Source organism: Sodalis sp. RH19, from assembly GCF_047324215.1.
In the GTDB taxonomy this organism is placed as follows: Bacteria; Pseudomonadota; Gammaproteobacteria; order Enterobacterales; family Enterobacteriaceae; genus Acerihabitans.
On record NZ_CP178734.1, the window covers coordinates 3545664 to 3561096 of the forward strand.

The 15433-nt window shown below is 56.9% G+C and carries 15 protein-coding genes; 11 read left to right on the forward strand and 4 right to left on the reverse strand.

All coding sequences use genetic code 11. The features are described 5' to 3' along the window. Nucleotides 1–29 precede the first annotated feature (29 nt). Nucleotides 30–848, reverse strand: coding sequence for a co-chaperone DjlA (gene djlA / locus ACL2XF_RS16065; RefSeq protein ID WP_413722127.1), 819 nt, complete (start codon nucleotides 846–848; stop codon nucleotides 30–32). A 182-nt stretch (nucleotides 849–1030) separates the two neighbouring features. Between djlA and lptD the strand changes: the two genes are divergently transcribed. From lptD to apaH, 6 genes are all read left to right on the forward strand, one after another. Further along, nucleotides 1031–3373: an LPS assembly protein LptD gene (lptD, locus tag ACL2XF_RS16070; RefSeq protein ID WP_410016443.1), complete on the forward strand. Its 2343-nt coding sequence runs from the start codon at nucleotides 1031–1033 to the stop codon at nucleotides 3371–3373. A 66-nt stretch (nucleotides 3374–3439) separates the two neighbouring features. After that, entirely contained in the window at nucleotides 3440–4735 is a 1296-nt protein-coding gene (gene surA, locus ACL2XF_RS16075) for a peptidylprolyl isomerase SurA (protein ID WP_413727158.1), read from the forward strand. Further along, nucleotides 4725–5717, forward strand: a complete 993-nt coding sequence (pdxA, locus tag ACL2XF_RS16080; protein ID WP_413727159.1) for a 4-hydroxythreonine-4-phosphate dehydrogenase PdxA — start codon at nucleotides 4725–4727, stop codon at nucleotides 5715–5717. The genes surA and pdxA overlap by 11 nt, the downstream gene beginning before the upstream one ends. Next, a complete protein-coding gene (gene rsmA, locus ACL2XF_RS16085) occupies nucleotides 5710–6528 on the forward strand; it encodes a 16S rRNA (adenine(1518)-N(6)/adenine(1519)-N(6))-dimethyltransferase RsmA (protein ID WP_410016446.1) in 819 nt (272 codons plus the stop codon). The genes pdxA and rsmA overlap by 8 nt, the downstream gene beginning before the upstream one ends. A gap of 14 nt (nucleotides 6529–6542) precedes the next feature. Beyond that, nucleotides 6543–6920 (forward strand): Co2+/Mg2+ efflux protein ApaG, encoded by a 378-nt coding sequence (gene apaG / locus ACL2XF_RS16090; protein WP_410016447.1) that lies wholly within the window; start codon nucleotides 6543–6545, stop codon nucleotides 6918–6920. 2 nt (nucleotides 6921–6922) lie between these two features. Beyond that, the gene (gene apaH / locus ACL2XF_RS16095) at nucleotides 6923–7771 is read left to right on the forward strand and encodes a bis(5'-nucleosyl)-tetraphosphatase (symmetrical) ApaH (RefSeq protein WP_410016448.1); all 849 of its coding nucleotides are present in this window, start codon (nucleotides 6923–6925) and stop codon (nucleotides 7769–7771) included. A gap of 59 nt (nucleotides 7772–7830) precedes the next feature. Here apaH and folA read toward each other — a convergent pair whose 3' ends face one another. The 3 genes from folA to ACL2XF_RS16110 form a co-directional block, all read right to left on the reverse strand. After that, nucleotides 7831–8313: a type 3 dihydrofolate reductase gene (folA, locus tag ACL2XF_RS16100; RefSeq protein ID WP_410016449.1), complete on the reverse strand. Its 483-nt coding sequence runs from the start codon at nucleotides 8311–8313 to the stop codon at nucleotides 7831–7833. A 106-nt stretch (nucleotides 8314–8419) separates the two neighbouring features. Beyond that, nucleotides 8420–8884, reverse strand: coding sequence for a threonine/serine exporter (locus ACL2XF_RS16105; RefSeq protein ID WP_410016450.1), 465 nt, complete (start codon nucleotides 8882–8884; stop codon nucleotides 8420–8422). After that, nucleotides 8881–9669, reverse strand: coding sequence for a threonine/serine exporter ThrE family protein (locus ACL2XF_RS16110; protein ID WP_410016451.1), 789 nt, complete (start codon nucleotides 9667–9669; stop codon nucleotides 8881–8883). Before ACL2XF_RS16110 ends, ACL2XF_RS16105 begins: the two co-directional genes overlap by 4 nt. Nucleotides 9670–10471: 802 nt before the next feature. Here ACL2XF_RS16110 and speFL point away from each other — a divergent pair. The 5 genes from speFL (at nucleotide 10472) to ACL2XF_RS16135 (ending at nucleotide 15404) form a co-directional block, all read left to right on the forward strand. Continuing rightward, a complete protein-coding gene (gene speFL, locus ACL2XF_RS16115; RefSeq protein ID WP_410016626.1) occupies nucleotides 10472–10555 on the forward strand; it encodes a leader peptide SpeFL in 84 nt (27 codons plus the stop codon). 313 nt (nucleotides 10556–10868) lie between these two features. Then, nucleotides 10869–13031, forward strand: a complete 2163-nt coding sequence (gene speF / locus ACL2XF_RS16120) for an ornithine decarboxylase SpeF (RefSeq protein WP_413727160.1) — start codon at nucleotides 10869–10871, stop codon at nucleotides 13029–13031. A gap of 18 nt (nucleotides 13032–13049) precedes the next feature. Then, nucleotides 13050–14369 carry a putrescine-ornithine antiporter gene (potE, locus tag ACL2XF_RS16125; protein WP_410016453.1) on the forward strand — a complete coding sequence of 440 codons (1320 nt, stop codon included), beginning with the start codon at nucleotides 13050–13052 and terminating at the stop codon, nucleotides 14367–14369. A 51-nt stretch (nucleotides 14370–14420) separates the two neighbouring features. Next, entirely contained in the window at nucleotides 14421–14624 is a 204-nt protein-coding gene (locus ACL2XF_RS16130) for a type II toxin-antitoxin system Phd/YefM family antitoxin (RefSeq protein WP_413727161.1), read from the forward strand. Nucleotides 14625–14789: 165 nt separating this feature from the next. Further along, nucleotides 14790–15404, forward strand: coding sequence for a LysE family translocator (locus ACL2XF_RS16135; protein ID WP_410016455.1), 615 nt, complete (start codon nucleotides 14790–14792; stop codon nucleotides 15402–15404). Nucleotides 15405–15433: the final 29 nt, after the last annotated feature.

Sequence of the window (15433 nt, forward strand, 5' to 3'; positions counted from 1 at the left end):
CGGCCCGCCGTAATGCATGCGGCGGACGATCAGTGAAACCCTTTCTCGCGCTTAATCAGATCGTAGGCCGCCTGAATGGCCTGCGTTTTCTGCTTGGCCATTTCCATCATTTCCGGCGGCAGCCCTTTCGCCACCAGCTTATCCGGATGATGTTCGCTCATCAGCTTGCGATAGGCGCGCTTGATGACGATGGCGTCGTCGGTACTGTTGACGCCGAGCACCTTGCAGGCGTCCTCAAGCGTGGGACCGCGCTCGCCGCCGGGCCGGTAGCCGCCCTGCGCGTAATCGCCGCCGCCAAACTGCTGGCCGCCCTCCATCATGCTGAGGAACTGATCGAATTGCACCCGCGAGATGCCCAGTTCCTCGGCAATCACATACAGCACCTGCCGCTCGTTGGGATGTAACGATCCATCGGCGAACGCGGCCTGGATTTGGATTTCCAGGAACATCCTGACGAGATCAAAACGCCCGAAGCAGACCTGGCGAAACTCGCGCAGCGACGCGCGCAGCGGAAACTGGCTTTCCTTGCCTTCACGGAAGGCCTGCTGCGCCGCGGTGCGCGCGGCGCCGTCAAGCCGCAGGCGATCCATCATCAGGCTGGCGTTTTGGATATCCGCCTCGGTAACGCGCCCCTTTGATTTGGTAAGATGCCCCATGACCTGAAAGGTGGTGCGGAAAAAGACATTCTGCCGGGTCTGCTGATCGGCGAAAAAACCGCCGCCGCCGCCGCGTGCACCGCGCGCCTTATCAATCATATGGCCAATCAGGAAGCCTAACACCACGCCCCAAAACCCTGCTCCGGATAGAAAACCCAGAATAACGCCCAACACCTTACCCCAATACCGCATATACTCCTCAATTCATCATGCCGTCACTGCAAATTTGCTTTATCATACCTGTCATTTATCGCTGTGCCTAACGGTGCGCGGATAAACGGCAGGATTTAACACTGGCGCAACTCCGGTGAGTGAGATAGTCTCTGACCGTTTGACGGCATGAAGCCCAAGATGACGGAACACCCGAAAAGCATATGAAGAAACGTTTCCCTACATTGCTGGCCAGCCTGATCTGGTCGGCGCTTTATAGCCATCATGCGTTGGCGGATTTTGCCGATCAATGCATGCTGGGCGTGCCTGCCTATACCAAGCCGCTGGTCACGGGCGACCCGAATCAACTGCCGGTGCATATCCAGGCGGACCATACGACGGCCAATTACCCGGATAACGCGCTGTTTACCGGCAACGTGGACGTGGAACAGGGCAACAGCACGCTCAATGCCAAACAGGTGGAGCTACAGCAGACACAGTCCGGCCAGCAAGACCCGGTGCGTACCGCCACGGCCACCGGCGACGTCCATTACAGCGATAACCAGATCAAACTCAATGGACCTAAGGCCTGGTCAAACCTGAATACCAAGGACACCGACGTTTACCAGGGCGACTACCAGATGGTGGGACGCCAGGGACGCGGCGATGCCGATACCATGAAAATGCGCGGCCAAAACCGCTACACGGTCTTGGAAAACGGCACCTTTACCTCATGCCTGCCCGGGGACGACAGCTGGAGCGTACAAGGCTCGGAAGTCATCCACGACCGTGAAGAACAGGTGGCGGAAATCTATAACGCCCGCTTCAGGATCGGCAAGGTGCCGGTGTTCTACAGCCCTTACCTTCAGCTGCCGGTGGGCGATAAGCGCCGTTCCGGCTTCCTGATCCCCAATGCCAAATACGGCACCAAGAGCGGTTTTGAATTTTCCGCCCCCTATTACCTGAACCTGGCGCCAAACTACGACGCCACCATTACGCCGCATTATATGAGTAAACGCGGCACCCAGTTGCAAAACGAATTCCGCTACCTGACCGCGCCGGGGATGGGCCTGGTGCAGTTCGACTGGTTGCCCAGCGATTCGGAATACGCCACCGATCATCCCTCCGACAGCAATACCGACCGCTGGATGCTGTACTGGCGGCACAACGGCGTGATGGATGACGTCTGGCGTTTCAACGTCGATTATACCCGGGTCAGCGATCCCTATTATTTTACCGATCTGACCTCGCAGTACGGTTCCACTACCGACGGCTACGCCACGCAGAAATTCAGCGTCGGTTATTCCGACGAGAACTGGGACGTCACCCTGGCCAGCAAGCAGTTCCAGATATTCTCTAATTTCGGCGACAGCAGCGCCTACCGCGCGGCGCCGCAGCTTGACGTCACCTATTACAAGAACGATGTCGGCCCGTTTGATACCCGCATCGTCAGCCAGGCCGCCAAGTTTACCAGCGTCAGCAGCAATAACCCCGAGGCCACGCGGCTGCATGTCGAACCGACCATCAGCCTGCCGCTGGCCAACCGCTGGGGCAGCCTGAACACCGAAACCAAGCTGATGGCCACCCATTATCAGCAGGACAATCTCGATACTTACAATACCAATAATCCCGACAGCCGGCTGGACGGCACGGTCAACCGGGTGATGCCGCAGTTCAAGACCGACGGCAAAATGATTTTTGAACGGAATATGGACTGGGCGCAGGATTATACCCAGACCCTGGAACCGCGGGTGCAATACCTGTATGTGCCCTACCGCGACCAGAGCAATATCAACGTGTACGATTCCACGCTGCTGCAGACCGACTATACGGGCCTGTTCCGCGACCGCAGCTACAGCGGCCTCGATCGCATCGCCTCCGCCAACCAGGTATCGGGCGGCGTAACCACCCGGCTTTATGATGACGCCCTGGTTGAACGTTTTAACGCTTCGCTGGGTCAAATCTATTACTTTACCCGTCCGCGCACCGGTTCGACCAACAGCAGCCTGGATCAGGATGCCGAAACGGGCAGCGTCGTCTGGGCCGGCGACACCTTCTGGCAGATCAATAACCAGTGGGCCGCGCGCGGCGGCGTACAGTATGATACCCGGCTGAACAGCGTGGCGCTGGGCGACGCGGTCCTGGAATACCGTCGCGACGATAACCGGATGGTTCAATTGAACTACCGTTATGCCAGTCCCGAATATATCCAGGCCATGTTGCCCAACATTTCGCATCCGGGCTATCAGCAGGGGATCGCGCAGATTGGCACCATCGCCAGCTGGCCAATCCGCGACCGGTGGTCGCTTGTCGGCGCGTATTATTATGATACCAAGGCAAGCCAGCCCGCCGAACAGCTGATTGGCGTGCAGTACAACACCTGTTGCTGGGCGGCGACGGTGGGCTACGATCGCAAGATCACCAGTTGGAACTACAACAGTAACACCAGTAATTACGACAATGCCGTGACGTTTAATATACAACTGCGCGGTCTGAGCAGCGATTACGGTCTCGGTACCGACAAGTTGCTGGGTTCCGGCATACTGCCGTACCAACGGGCGTTTTAAGGCCGTTTCAGACCAGCGAACGTTAATCTAGAATCCGCGAATGCGGCTGATATAAATGGAAAAGTTATGAAAAACTGGAGAACGCTTATTCTCTGCATGGCGATGTGCGCCGGAACCGCGTTCGCAGCGCCCCAAGTGGTGGACAAAGTTGCTGCCGTGGTCGATAACAGTGTCGTTCTCGAAAGTGATGTGGACGGACTGCTGCAATCGGTGAAACGCAATGCCCAGGATGCAAAACAGCAGTTGCCCGATGACGCGACGCTGCGTCGTCAGATTATCGAACGTTTGATCATGGACAATATCATCCTGTCCATCGCCCAGCGCAATAACGTTACCGTCACGGACGAACAGCTGACCCAATCCATTACCAACATTGCCGCGCAAAATAAAATGACGCTGGATCAGTTGCGCAGCCGCCTGGCCTATGACGGTATCAGCTACGACACCTATCGTAAGCAAATCCGCAAGGAGATGCTGATTGCCGAAGTACGCAACGGCGAAGTACGCCGCCGCGTGACCATCCTGCCGCAGGAAGTGGATTCCCTGGCCCAGCAGATTGCGGCGCAAACCGGCAACGGCGCGCAATACAATTTAAGCCATATCCTGATCCCGCTGCCGGAAAATCCGACGCAGGAGCAGGTGGATAAAGCGGAAGCCATGGCCGGCTCGCTGGTGCAGCAAATCAAGGGCGGCGCCGATTTCGGCAAGCTGGCCATCAGCTACTCAGCGGATCTGCAGGCTTTGAAAGGCGGCCAAATGGGCTGGGGCAAGCTGGAAGAATTGCCAAGCCTGTTCGCTGAACGCCTGCAGGGAGCGCCCAAAGGGGCGGTTATCGGTCCGATCCGCTCCGGCGTCGGCTTCCACATCCTGAAGGTCAACGATATCCGCGGCGGCGATGAAAAGGTCTCGGTCACGGAAGTCCATGCCCGGCATATCCTGCTGCGCCCGTCGGTGGTCTTGACCGACCAGCAGGCCGAAGCCAAGCTTAACGAGGTGCTGGCGCTGATTAAAAGCGGCAAGACCGATTTCGCCGCCCAGGCCAAACTGCTGTCACAGGACCCCGGCTCCGCCAACCAGGGCGGCGATCTGGGCTGGGCCGCTCCGCAGGCTTACGATCCCGCGTTCCAGGACGCGCTTATGCGCCTGAAGAAAGGCGAAATCAGCCAGCCGGTGCATTCTTCTTTCGGCTGGCATCTGATCCAGTTGCTCGACACGCGCCAGGTTGACCGTACCGACGCCACCAAAAAAGATCAGGCCTATCGCCTGCTATTCAACCGCAAATTCGCCGAAGAATCGCAGACCTGGATGCAGGAACAGCGTGCCGGCGCCTACGTCAAAATCATGGATGGCGATGCGCAATAAAGCGCGGCTGGCGATCACTCCCGGCGAACCCGCCGGGATTGGTCCCGATCTGGTCGCCATGCTGGCGCAGCAGGCCTGGCCGGTGGAACTGGTGGTCTGCGCCGATCCGGATGTCCTGCTCGCCCGCGCGCGCCGCCTCGGGCTGCCGCTGCGGCTTTACCCTTATCAGCCGCAGCAGCCGGCGGCGCCGAGGCCTGCCGGCAGCGTCAGCGTACTGGCCATTACCGCCCCCGCCCCGGTTACGCCCGGCGCGCTGGATGTCGCCAACAGCGGCTATGTTGTGGACACCCTGGCGCGCGCCTGCGACGGATGCCTGGACGGCGAGTTTGCCGCCCTGCTTACCGGCCCGGTGCACAAGGGCATTATTAACGACGGCGGTCTGGCCTTTACCGGCCATACCGAATTTTTCGCCGGGCGCAGCCGGCGCGAACAGGTGGTCATGATGTTGGCCACCGAATCGCTGCGCGTGGCGCTGGCGACCACCCACCTGCCATTATCGGCGGTGCCGGCGGCCATCACGGCGCAAACCCTGCGGGAAGTGATCGCCATTCTCGATCATGATTTACGCGCGCAGTTCGGCATTCCCCGTCCACGTATCTACGTCTGCGGCCTGAACCCCCATGCGGGCGAAGGCGGGCATATGGGCCGGGAAGAGATCGATATCATCATCCCCACGCTGGACGCCCTGCGCGGGGAAGGCTATGACCTGGTCGGGCCGTTGCCGGCCGACACGCTGTTTCAGCCCAAATACCTGCAACATGCCGACGCGGTGCTGGCGATGTACCACGACCAGGGCCTGCCGGTACTGAAATACCAGGGTTTTGGCCGCGCGGTCAATATTACCCTCGGTTTACCTTTTATACGTACCTCCGTCGATCACGGCACCGCGCTGGAACTGGCCGGCACTGGTCTGGCGGAGGCCGGCAGCATCAAAACGGCGTTAAATCTCGCCATTAAAATGATAAATAACCGTAATGAGTAAACTTGTTCACCAGGGCCATCTGGCCCGCAAACGTTTTGGTCAGAATTTTCTTCATGACGGCAATATCATCGATTCCATCGTCTCCGCCATCCATCCCCTGCCCGATCAGGCCATGGTGGAAATCGGCCCCGGCCTCGGCGCGCTGACCGAACCGGTGGCGGAACGCATCGATCATATGACGGTCATCGAGCTTGATCGCGATCTGGCCGCCCGCCTGGCGACGCATCCGTTCCTGAACAGCAAGCTGACCATTGTGCAGCAGGATGCCATGACGGTGGATTTTGCCGAACTGTCGCGACAGCTTGGGCAGCCGTTGCGGGTATTCGGCAATCTCCCGTACAATATTTCCACGCCGTTGATGTTTCACCTTTTCGGCTATACTCAGGCAATCCGCGACATGCATTTTATGTTGCAAAAAGAAGTGGTCAACCGGCTGGTCGCCGGCCCGGACAGCAAAGCCTATGGCCGCCTGAGCGTGATGGCGCAGTATTATTGCCAGATCATTCCCGTGCTGGAAGTGCCGCCGACCTCATTCCGGCCGGCGCCAAAAGTGGACTCCGCGGTGGTACGGCTGGTGCCTTACGCCGAGCTGCCCTACCCGGTCAGCGACCTGCAGGTGCTGGCGCGCATTACCAGCCAGGCGTTTAACCAGCGCCGCAAAACCGTGCGTAACAGCCTGGGTAACCTTTTTACCGCGGAGCAATTAAAGGCGTTGGGCATCGACCCGATCCTGCGCGCTGAAAATATTACCGTGGCGCAGTACTGCCAACTGGCGAACTGGCTGGCGGAGCACCCTTCGCAACAGGAATAACAGGAGCAGCTGTCATGATTAATTCGCCACGCGTTTGTGTACAGGTTCAAAGTATGTATGTCGAGACACAGTCTATGCCCGAACAGGAGCGTTATGTCTTTGCTTATACTATTACCGTACGTAATCTCGGGCGGCATAACGTACAGCTGGTCGGGCGTTATTGGCTGATAACCAACGCCAACGGCAAGGAAACACAGGTCCAAGGCGAGGGCGTGGTCGGCGAGCAGCCGATCATCCTGCCCGGCAGCGAGTTTCAATATACCAGCGGGGCCATTCTCGAAACGCCTTTGGGCACGATGGAAGGCCACTATGAAATGCTGGATCATGAGGGGCAGTCTTTTCGTATTGCCATTCCCGTCTTTCGCTTAGCAATCCCAACACTTATACACTAATTATGTCGACATACTTAATCGGGGATATTCATGGCTGCTACGACGAGCTGACGTCACTGTTGTCCCAAGTGACCTTCAATCCCGCGGCGGATACCCTCTGGCTCACCGGCGATCTGGTGGCGCGCGGGCCCGCTTCGCTGGAAGTGTTGCGTTTTGTGCGCGAACTCGGCGACTGCGTGCGGATGGTGCTGGGCAATCATGATCTGCACCTGCTGGCGGTCTACGCCGGCATCAGCCGTAATAAACCCCGTGATCGTATTACCCCGTTGCTGGAAGCCCCCGACGCCGATACGCTGATCAACTGGCTGCGCCGGCAACCGGTGCTGCAGGTGGACGAAGAAAAAAAACTGGTGATGGCCCATGCCGGCATTACCCCGCAGTGGGATCTGGACACCGCCAAGACCTGCGCCCGGGAAGTGGAAGCGATACTCAGCAGCGACAGCTACCCGCTGTTCCTGGACGCGATGTACGGGGATATGCCCAGCAATTGGTCGCCCGAGCTAAGCGGCCTGGCGCGGCTGCGATTTAGCACCAATGCCCTGACCCGGATGCGCTACTGTTTCCCCAACGGCCAGCTGGACATGATTGCCAAGGATGCGCCCGGCAGCGCCCCTGCCCCGCTGCGGCCGTGGTTTATGATCCCGGGACCGGTGGCGGAGAACTACAGCATTGCCTTCGGTCACTGGGCGTCGCTTGAGGGTAAAGGCACGCCGGCGAATGTGTATGCGCTGGACACCGGCTGCTGCTGGGGCGGCCACCTGACCATGCTGCGCTGGGAAGATAAACGCTACTTTATCCAGCCCTCCAATCGCCAGGATGAGAGCGGCGTCGAGGCGACGTCGCTCATGTAAGTGGAGGGGAATCAACGACCGGATGGCCGTTGATTCGGCGTTAACGCCGACGTCTGCGCTTAGCGGCGATCGAGTATTTCCCAGCAGAAACTGTGGCTGTTCTTCTCATCGGCATCGTGGAATTCGCTGAAAGTGGACTGCCACTGATCCGGTTCGTACTCCGGGAAATAGGTATCGCCGTCAATCTCGGCATCAATATGCGTCAGGTAAAGACGCGCGGCCTGCGGCAGGAAATGCGCATAGATCTTGCCGCCGCCAATCACCATCACTTCCTGCGCCTCACCGGCGGCGGCCAGGGCCTGTTCCGGCGTGGTCACCCAGGTGACGCGGTCGTCCGCCGCCGGATGGCGGCTAAGGACGATATTCAACCGCCCCGGCAGGGGCTGGCCGATGGATTCATAGGTACGCCTGCCCATGATCACCGGTTTATGCAGGGTATTGCGCTTAAACCAGGCCATATCGGCAGGCAGATGCCAGGGCATGGCGTTCTCAAGGCCAATCACGCGATCGACGGCCAGCGCGGCAATCAGGCTAATTTTCATATAAACTCTTACAAGCTGTCAAATTGCTGCCACTATACGGAAACTGCCGCCGACCGTCGAGCGCCTCGGCAGACGTCCATCACAAAATTCAGAAAGCGCCTAACACCTATACTCCCGGGCGTTTTCGGTATAGCCATAATCCCGGCAGCGACAACCCGATCGACAGCGCGCCGACAATAAAACCCGCCTTGAGGAATTGCGTAACCAGGATCGACATCAGCGCGTCGCTATAGCCTAAATGGGAAATTTCCACCGCCGCCACCATCGCGCTGTAGGCGGAGATGCCGGGAAACATGGGGATCACGGCCGCCACGGTAAACACCTTCGGGTGCGCCAGCAGCCAGCGCGACCAATGAATGCCGATGATGCCTATCAGAATCGCGGCCAGCAGGGAAGCCCATTCGATATTCATGCCGAAATGGATAAGCAACATGCGCGTTCCGTGGCCGATGGCCCCGAGCAGCGCGCAATAGCGCAGCGCTTTCACCGGCACGTTGAACACCATGGCGAAACCCAGGGCCGGTACGGCCGCCAGCAGCATATCCTCCAGTAACGCCAGCAACAGATTCATGACCATCCCCGGAAATCCCACACCGCCATCGCCAGGACAATACCGATGCAAATCGATAACGTCAGCAGGCTGGCCATGGTCCAGCGCGCCAGGCCGGTATTGACATGGCCCTTGAACATATCCGCCACCGCATTGATCAGCGGGAAACCCGGCACCAGCAGCAGGACGCTGGCCGGCATCGCCACCAGCGACGTGCCCTGGAACACCGGCAGCCGCATCAGCAGCCCGGAGGCGGAGGTGGCGACAAACGCGGTAATACAAAAATTGATCAGCGGATTCATTTGCCGGGCGGTCAACAGCTGGCGCACGTACATGGCCAGTCCGCTGGCAAACAGCGTCACGGCAAAGGCATCCCATCCCCCGCCATTCAGGCGGCTGAAACACCCGCAGGAGAGGCCGACGATGATGACCATTAGCCAGCGGGGGTAGCGCATCGCTTTGATATTGGCCAGGCGTTTGGTCACGTCGGCGACATCCAGCAAACGATGCTCGGTCATAATTACGATATGCTGCACCTGCGTGACCACATGCATATTAATGCCGCGATCGTTATTTTTGCGCGTCGATGTCAGGCAAAAATCATTAATAATGGTGGTCAATACTATGGCATTGGCTGAAATAGAGCTTTCCACCCGCTGGACACCCAAAGCCCGCCCCAGGCGTGTCGACAACTGCTCCACGATCATGCTTTCCGCGCCATGCTGCAGCAGCAGGAGCGCGCATTCAATACACAGCCGGGTGATAACCCGCTGCTGATCTTGCGTTATTTCACTACCCATCGACATGCACCATACCCAACCACACTCCGATAACCCTACGCTTAATGGACGCTCTTTTCTTAACATGTAACAAAAACGGCGGCAAGCCATAATTATGCCATGACGAAAGCCATAATGTTCTAAATACCGGCGGGTGATATTCGCCGCGGGGCTTTTAAAAAATTAACTTAATATCTACATAAAATTAACTACCCCGGCAAACAATACTCCTCCGGCTTTCTTCTCAACGCCGATGCTGTACATGACACCGATCTACCGGCGCGTTTTAGGGTTTAGCATTTCGTGCTATCGGGCGTGTGGCGTTATCCCCCCGGCGTGGGCCGATCCACGCCTGCGCAGCGCCAAAGCCTGGATATTCCTGTTTCCGATATATGCAATAATTACGTATTATCATGCAGATGATCTTCTATGGGCATCACGCGTTAAACAGCATTGGCGACCGCCCAAGGGACGGTAGCCTGGTCGATAATCCAATATCATGGGCGCTGAGGCGATTTAATCCTGTTTTGATGCCTTACCTGTACATGTCTTTAATCATATTCAACTGCTTAAATTTACGCACTCGTTTTTCAGATATTTCCCCCGCCAAAATGAAATGAATTATCATGCGCTCCATTTATTTCGTTTTAAAAAAGACAATCTTGCCGCCGCTGGATTTTTATTTTTTAAGCCTAAATAGAGGCCATAAAGAACCGCCATAATCATGAGATTGATCACAGAAAACGGCTCCATGGCCGATAGTATAGCGCCTGTCAGTTCGTTGCTTACCCACTAACAGGTAACCATAATGGAAAACAATAACCGGAAAATGGCGCATATACGCAGAGTGAGGCATTTAATGATGCCCCGATGCCGTGACTATTTCTCTTTCTCTTTTTTCTCTTTCAGATAAATTTCCCTTGGACATGGCACCCTCTTCTGCGGGACTGTCATTGCCGTCTCTCCATAGATAATACCGCCAGCCAGATGTTTTAACGCATCCTGACGGGCCGCTATTGTCCATGAACCGTACTGAACAGCATCCGGAAGATCTTCAGCCCGCCACGGCTGTGAGATGATGATTCGCCATGATTCTGGCCATCATTTTATTAATAGTACGGCAGGTACTATTACGCATCATTATGCTTAAAAAATAACTATGGGACTGTCGATTCCTATTTAACCGAAGGCAATCCTTTGTCCCTGTTCCAGGAGAATATAATAGAATGAAACCCTTGAAAATTGTCGCCAATGCCGCGGTAAAATCATGTTTTAATAGCGAAAGGGAGACGGTTGATATACTTAATACAGATTTCTCAGATATTGCGGCGGTAGTATTATCCTTATCAGAAACCCATGGCGGCGCCATTGACGCCATCAAACTTACCGGTCTCGACATCCCTATTTTTGTCGCCATCGGCTGCCACGAAGAGCTGGCGAATCATGACCTGACAAGGGTTAACGGCGTATTTGAGCTGGGCGACGGCAATGCCGATTTTTACGGCAAACAGGTGGAGTCCGCGGCGACAAAATATGAAAAAGAATTATTGCCGCCTTTCTTTTCCACGTTAAAGAAATATGTGGAAATGGGTAATTCCTCCTTTGCCTGCCCGGGTCATCAGGGCGGGCAGTTTTTCCGTAAGCATCCGGTGGGACGCCAGTTTTTTGATTTTTTCGGCGAAACGCTGTTCCGTGCGGATATGTGTAATGCCGACGTTAAGCTGGGCGATTTGTTAATTCATGAAGGCGCGCCCTGCGCGGCGCAACAGCATGCGGCCAAAGTTTTTAACGCCGATAAAACGTATTTTGTCCTTAACGGCACCTCGGCATCGAATAAAGTGGTGACCAATGCCCTGCTGGCGCGGGGCGACCTGGTACTGTTCGATCGCAATAATCATAAATCCGTTCATCACGGCGCCTTGATCCAGGCGGGCGCGACGCCCGTTTACCTGGAGACCGCCCGTAATCCGTTCGGTTTTATCGGCGGCATCGATGCCCACTGTTTCGAGGAGGATTATCTGCGCGCGCAAATTCGCCGCGTGGCCCCCGCACGCGCCGGCGAAACCCGGCCGTTCCGTCTGGCGGTTATCCAGTTGGGGACCTATGACGGCACGATATATAACGCGCGCCAGGTGGTGGATAAGATCGGCCATCTCTGCGATTACATCCTGTTTGATTCGGCCTGGGTCGGCTATGAACAGTTTATTCCCATGATGAAGGATTGTTCCCCGCTGCTGCTGGAGCTAAACGAAAACGATCCGGGCATTATCGTGACCCAGTCGGTGCATAAGCAGCAGGCCGGATTTTCCCAAACCTCGCAAATTCATAAAAAGGACCGGCATATCAAGGGGCAGGCGCGATATTGCAATCATAAGCGTTTTAACAATGCCTTTATGCTGCATGCCTCCACCAGCCCTTTTTATCCGTTGTTCGCGGCGCTGGATGTCAATGCCAGGATGCATGCCGGCGAAAGCGGCCGACGCTTGTGGGCGGATTGTGTCGCCCTGGGCATCGAGACCCGAAAGATCCTGCTGAATACCTGCTCGATGATCAGGCCCTTTGTACCGGTAAGCGTGGAAGGGCGTCCCTGGCAGGATTTTGACACCGCCGAAATGGCGCAGGACCTGCGTTTCTTTAATTTCGTGCCCGGTGAAAAATGGCATGGGTTCGACGGGTATGCGCCAAACCAGTATTTTGTCGATCCCTGCAAACTGCTGCTGACCACCCCCGGTATTGACACCGCCAGCGGCGAGTATGCCGATTTCGGTATCCCCGCGACCATCCTGGCCAACTTTCTGCGTGAAAACGGCATCGTGCCCGAGAAATGCGATCTGAACTCCATTCTGTTCCTGCTTACGCCGGCGGAAGATATGGCTAAAATGCAGCACCTGGTCGCCCAGATCGCCCGTTTTGAACGTTTTATACTGCAAGATGCGCCCTTATCCGACGTCCTGCCCGCCATTGTCGCCAGCCATGGACAACGCTACCAGGGTTATACCCTGCGACGCCTGTGCCAGGAAATGCATGACTTATATGTCAGTTACGACGTTAAACAACTGCAAAAGGACATGTTCCGCCAGGGGAACTTCCCGCGGGTGGCGATGAATCCGCAGGATGCCAACGGCGAGTTCGTGCGCGGTCATGTTGAACTGGTGCCGCTGAGCAAGGCGGAAGGCCGCATCGCCGCCGAGGGCGCGCTGCCCTACCCGCCGGGAGTGCTTTGCATGGTGCCCGGCGAAGTGTGGGGCGGCGCCGTGCAACGGTATTTCCTGGCGCTGGAGGAAGGCATCAATTTGCTGCCCGGCTTCTCGCCGGAGCTGCAGGGGGTTTATCTTGAGCGCGATCGGGATGGAATACAGCACGCCTATGGTTATGTCGTTAAACAATAAACAAAAAGGACCATGATCATGAATAAAACGAAAAATAAAATGGGCGTGGTGCAGCTCACCGTCCTGACCGCCGTGAATATGATGGGTTCCGGCATTATCATGCTGCCCACCAAACTGGCGGAGGTCGGGACCCTGTCCATTGTCTCCTGGCTGGTTACCGCCCTGGGGTCGATGGCGTTGGCCTACGCGTTCGCCAAATGCGGCATGTTCAGCCGCAAGCCCGGCGGGATGGGCGGCTATGCGGAATATGCCTTCGGCAAATCCGGTAACTTCATGGCCAATTACACCTATGGCGTTTCCCTGCTGATCGCCAATGTCGCCATTGCCATTTCAGCCGTTGGCTACGGTACGGAACTGGTGGGACAAACCCTCACGCCGCTTGGCATCTGCCTGGCCACCATCGTGGTGCTGTGGCTGGCCACCATGGCCAATTTTGGCGGCGCGCGCATTACCGGGAACATCAGCAGTATCACTATATGGGGCGTCATTATTCCAGTTGTTGGCATTTCCCTGATCGGGTGGTTTTGGTTTAGCGGCGCCGCCTACATGGCCGCCTGGAATCCCCATGCCATCCCCACCTTCGAGGCCATAGGCTCCTCCATCGCCATGACGCTTTGGGCGTTCCTGGGGCTGGAATCCGCCTGCGCCAATATGGACGTGGTGGAAAACCCGGAACGCAACGTGCCGATCGCCGTATTGGGCGGCACGCTCGGGGCAGCGGTTATCTATGTGGTCTCCACCAATGTTATCGCCGGCATCGTGCCCAACCTGGCGCTGGCGAATTCCACCGCGCCGTTCGGGCTGGCGTTTTCCTATATGTTTACGCCTTTCGTCGGCAAAATCATCATGGCGCTGATGATCATGTCATGCGTCGGTTCCCTGCTGGGCTGGCAGTTTACCATCGCCCAGGTCTTCAAATCCTCCGCCGACGCCGGCTATTTTCCCAAGGTGTTTTCCCACACGAATAAGGCGGACGCGCCGGTGAAAGGCATGCTTATCATCGTCGCCATCCAGACCGGTCTGTCGCTGATGACCATCAGCCCGTCGCTGAACAAACAGTTCAACGTGCTGGTGAACCTGGCGGTGGTCACCAACATTATTCCTTATATCCTGTCGATGGCGGCCACCGTGGTGATCCAGAAATCCGCGGGCCTGCCGCCGGCCAGGGCGCGAGTCACCAACGGCATCGCCTTTCTCGGCGCGCTATACAGCTTTTATGCGCTCTACAGCTCCGGGCAAGAGGCGATGATGTGGGGTGCGATCGTCACGTTCCTCGGCTGGACATTATACGGCATCATTTCGCCGCGCTTTGAAATGCCCGATGTTAAGCTTAACTGAACAAAACAAGGCCAACCTAAGGGATAATTCATCATTATATTGGATGCTGATATGCAAACCATCAGTTACACCGCGCTGCGCAACAACCTGGCGCAAGCGCTTGAGTCCCTGGAACAAGGGCAAGTCCTGTGCGTTACCCGGCGCGGCCGGGCGGATGTGATCCTTAAAGGCGAAAATAGGGCTACACACGGGCAAACGACGGAACCACCGTCCCGGACGGGAGGTTTTAGCTTCAGGATGGAGGATCTGCTGTAAACGCCGGCGGCGGCGCGGCGTTCTCCCGGCAACGGGATCGCGCCCGTCCCGCCGCGTTCCTGCGCTGCCGCGATACGGTACATAAGTGCTGAACCAAATCGAGGGTGCGCTTCCCCTGCGCCGGCGTTATCCTGAAGCGCTTACTGGTTGATTGCCGAGTCCGTCATGTTAGAAACCTCACTGTTTGTCGCCTCCATCGCCACCCTTGGCATGCTTTCTCCCGGCCCCGACTTTTTTCTGGTGATCAGGAATGCCGCCCGCTATCGCAAACGGGCCGCCATGATGACATCCCTTGGTGTGATCTGCGGCGTCGCCACCCATATGTCGTATTGCGTCGCCGGGCTGGCAGTGCTGATTACCACCACACCCTGGCTGTTTAACCTGCTGAAATACGCCGGCGCCGGATATTTGATCTGGATCGGCATCCAGGCGCTGCTATCCCGCGGCGCCGGCAGAATAAGCCTCAACGATGCCCCGCATCAGCCGGTAAGCCTGAAAACCGCTTTTATCCAGGGCTATTTGAATAACTTACTCAATCCGAAGGCCACACTGTTTTTCCTGGCGGTGTTTACCCAAGTGCTGCAGGTGCAATCGGACGTTGCCGAAAAACTCTGGTACGCGGGTATTATCCTGTTGCTGGCGCTAGTCTGGTGGCCGCTGCTGGTGCTATTAATCCAAAGCGGTCCCGTGCGCCGCGCCCTCGCCAAAACGCAAAAATTGGTGGACAAGCTGCTGGGCGGGGTGCTGATTGCCCTGGGAATCAAGGTCGCCCTGGGATAAAAAAATCGGGACGCTCCTGGAGCGTCCCG